The 2,404-nt window shown below is 74.3% G+C and carries 1 protein-coding gene; it reads right to left on the bottom strand.

The window, feature by feature from the left end:
* The coding region (locus NGF19_RS30255) for a type I polyketide synthase (protein WP_289738523.1) at positions 1-2,404 on the bottom strand (2,404 nt) is incomplete at both ends.

Genomic DNA, 2,404 nt, shown 5'->3' with positions numbered 1-2,404 from the left:
CCCCGAGAAGACGGCAGCCGCGGAGCCGGTGCCCGCGTATCCCTCCAACTCCTCCGAAGGCTGGCGCAGCAGGGTCGCGTAGTCCTGGCCGTTGGTTCCCATGAACACGCCGGTCTGGGTCTCGCGCAGCGCGTGGGGGTCGATCCCGGCCCGCTCGATGGCCTCCCAGGAGGTCTCCAGCAGCAGCCGCTGCTGCGGATCCATCGCCAGCGCCTCGCGCGGCGAGATCCCGAAGAACTCCGCGTCGAAGTCGGCGACGTCATGCAGGAAGCCGCCGTCGCGGGAGTACGTCGTGCCCGGGCGGCTCCGCTCGGGGTCGTAGAGCGCGTCGACGTCCCAGCCACGGTCGGTCGGGAAGTCGGAGACGACGTCCGTGCCGGTCCGCACCAGCTCCCACAGGTCCTCCGGCGAGCGCACCCCGCCCGGGAAGCGGCACGCCATGCCCACGATCACGATCGGCTCGTCGTCGGAGGACGTACCGGTCGGGCCGAGCCAGCCGACGGCCGGGTCCGCGGCGGCCTGGGCGTTCGCCGTACCCGCGCCGAACTCGATCAGCAGGTGGCGGACCAGTGCCGTCGGTGTCGGGTGGTCGAAGACCAGGGAGGTCGGCAGGGCGAGGCCCGTGGCCATGACGAGCCGGTTGCGGAACTCCACCGCGGTCAGCGAGTCGAAGCCGAGCTCGCCGAACGCGCGGTTGTGCTGGACGGTGCCCAGGTCCTGGTGGCCGAGTACGGCTGCGGCCTGCTCCTGGACCAGCGTCAGTAGGATGCGCGCCTGGTCCGCTTCCGAGGCGCCGACCAGCTGCGCCGCCACGCCGGAGAGCGCCGCGCCGTCGTTCCTGGCCCAAGCCGACCGCACGGCGGCCAGTTCACCGAACAAGGGCGCGGGCCGTCCGGTCGGTGCCGAGGCCGCGAATCGTTCCCAATCCACGTCGATCACGGTCAGGGTGGCCTCGTCCGCCTCCCACGCCTGGCGCAGAGCGGCCAGCGCTCCCTCCGGCCGCAGCGGCGTGATGCCGCTGCGGCGCAGCTGACGCGCCACCTGCACGCTGTCCGCCATGCCGCCGTCGGCCCACGGTCCCCAGGAGATCAGAGTCACCGTGCGGCCATCGGCCCGGCGCTGTCCGGCCACAGCCTCCAGGGCGGCGTTGGCCGCCGCGTAGTTGGCCTGTCCCGCGGCTCCGATGGCGGCGGCCGCGGAGGAGAACAGGACGAACGCGTCCAGGTCCAGCTCGCTCGTGAGCTCGTGCAGGTTGCGGGCGCCGAGCGCCTTCGCGCGCATGACGGCCGCGAACCGCTCGGGGGTCATCGCGTCGACGACGCCGTCGTCGAGCGTGCCGGCGGCGTGGATCACGGCCGCCAGCCGGTGGGTCTCCTGGACCTGTACCAGGAGCCCCGCCAATGCGTCGCGGTCCGCGACATCGCAGGCGGCGAGGGTGACCTCGGCCCCCAGGCCCGTCAGCTCCGCCTCCAGCTGCGCCGCCTCGGGGGCGGCCGGCCCACGCCGGCCGACGAGCACGACGTGCTCGGCTCCCGCCGCGATCGCCCACCGCGCGACGTGGGCACCGAGCGCACCGGTGCCGCCGGTGATGAGCGCCGTGCCACTGAGCCGCCGCCGGTCACGACGGCGGGCCGACGGGGCGGGCACGAGCCGACGGCCGAACACGCCGGTGGCGCGGACGGCCAGCTGGTCCTCGTGCATGACGCCGCTCGTCACGTCGGCCAGCACCTCGGCCAGTCGCACGGCCACGGACTGGTCGGCCTCGGTGGCTTCGGCCGGGTCGGCAACGTCGGCACGCCCGGGGAGGTCAATCAGACCGCCCCACCGGTCCGGGTGTTCCACCGCGGTCACCTGGCCGAGACCCCAGACAGCCGCCTGGGGCGCCCGCACCGGTTCGTCGTCCCCACGCATCGCGACCGCTCCGCGCGTCACGCACCACAGGGGTGCCGTGACACCGGAGTCGCCGAGTGCCTGGACGAGGCTCAGGGTACCGGTCAGACCGATCGTGAGCTCGTCCGGTGCCGCAGGAGCGGGACGTTCGTCCCAGGCCAGGAGGGACACGACTCCGCTGACGGCCGACTCGTCGCGCACCGCACGGAATCGCTCGGCGAGTTCGGCGCGGTCCGCCGGCTCGACGCGGCGCACCGTCGCACCCCGGCCCTCCAGGGCACGGACGACGGAGCCGTGGGCCGCGTCCGACTCCCTGGTCACCACCACCCAGACGCCGGCCAGCCGGGCGGGCAGTTCCGTCCGGGCGACCCGGTTCCACGCGTCCTTGTAGCGCCACGACGCGGTCGCGGTCTGCTCGTGGTGATCGCGCTGCCACGCCGCCAGCGCGGGCATGACCTCGGCGAGGGCGGTCTGCTGCGTCGGTGCCAGGTCCAGCGCGTCGGCCAGCGCGTCG

Source organism: Streptomyces macrolidinus (assembly GCF_023887685.1).
Taxonomy (GTDB): domain Bacteria; phylum Actinomycetota; class Actinomycetes; order Streptomycetales; family Streptomycetaceae; genus Streptomyces; species Streptomyces macrolidinus.
The sequence above is the reverse complement of the archived record's forward strand: the minus strand, read 5'-3'. Positions and strand labels throughout refer to the sequence as shown.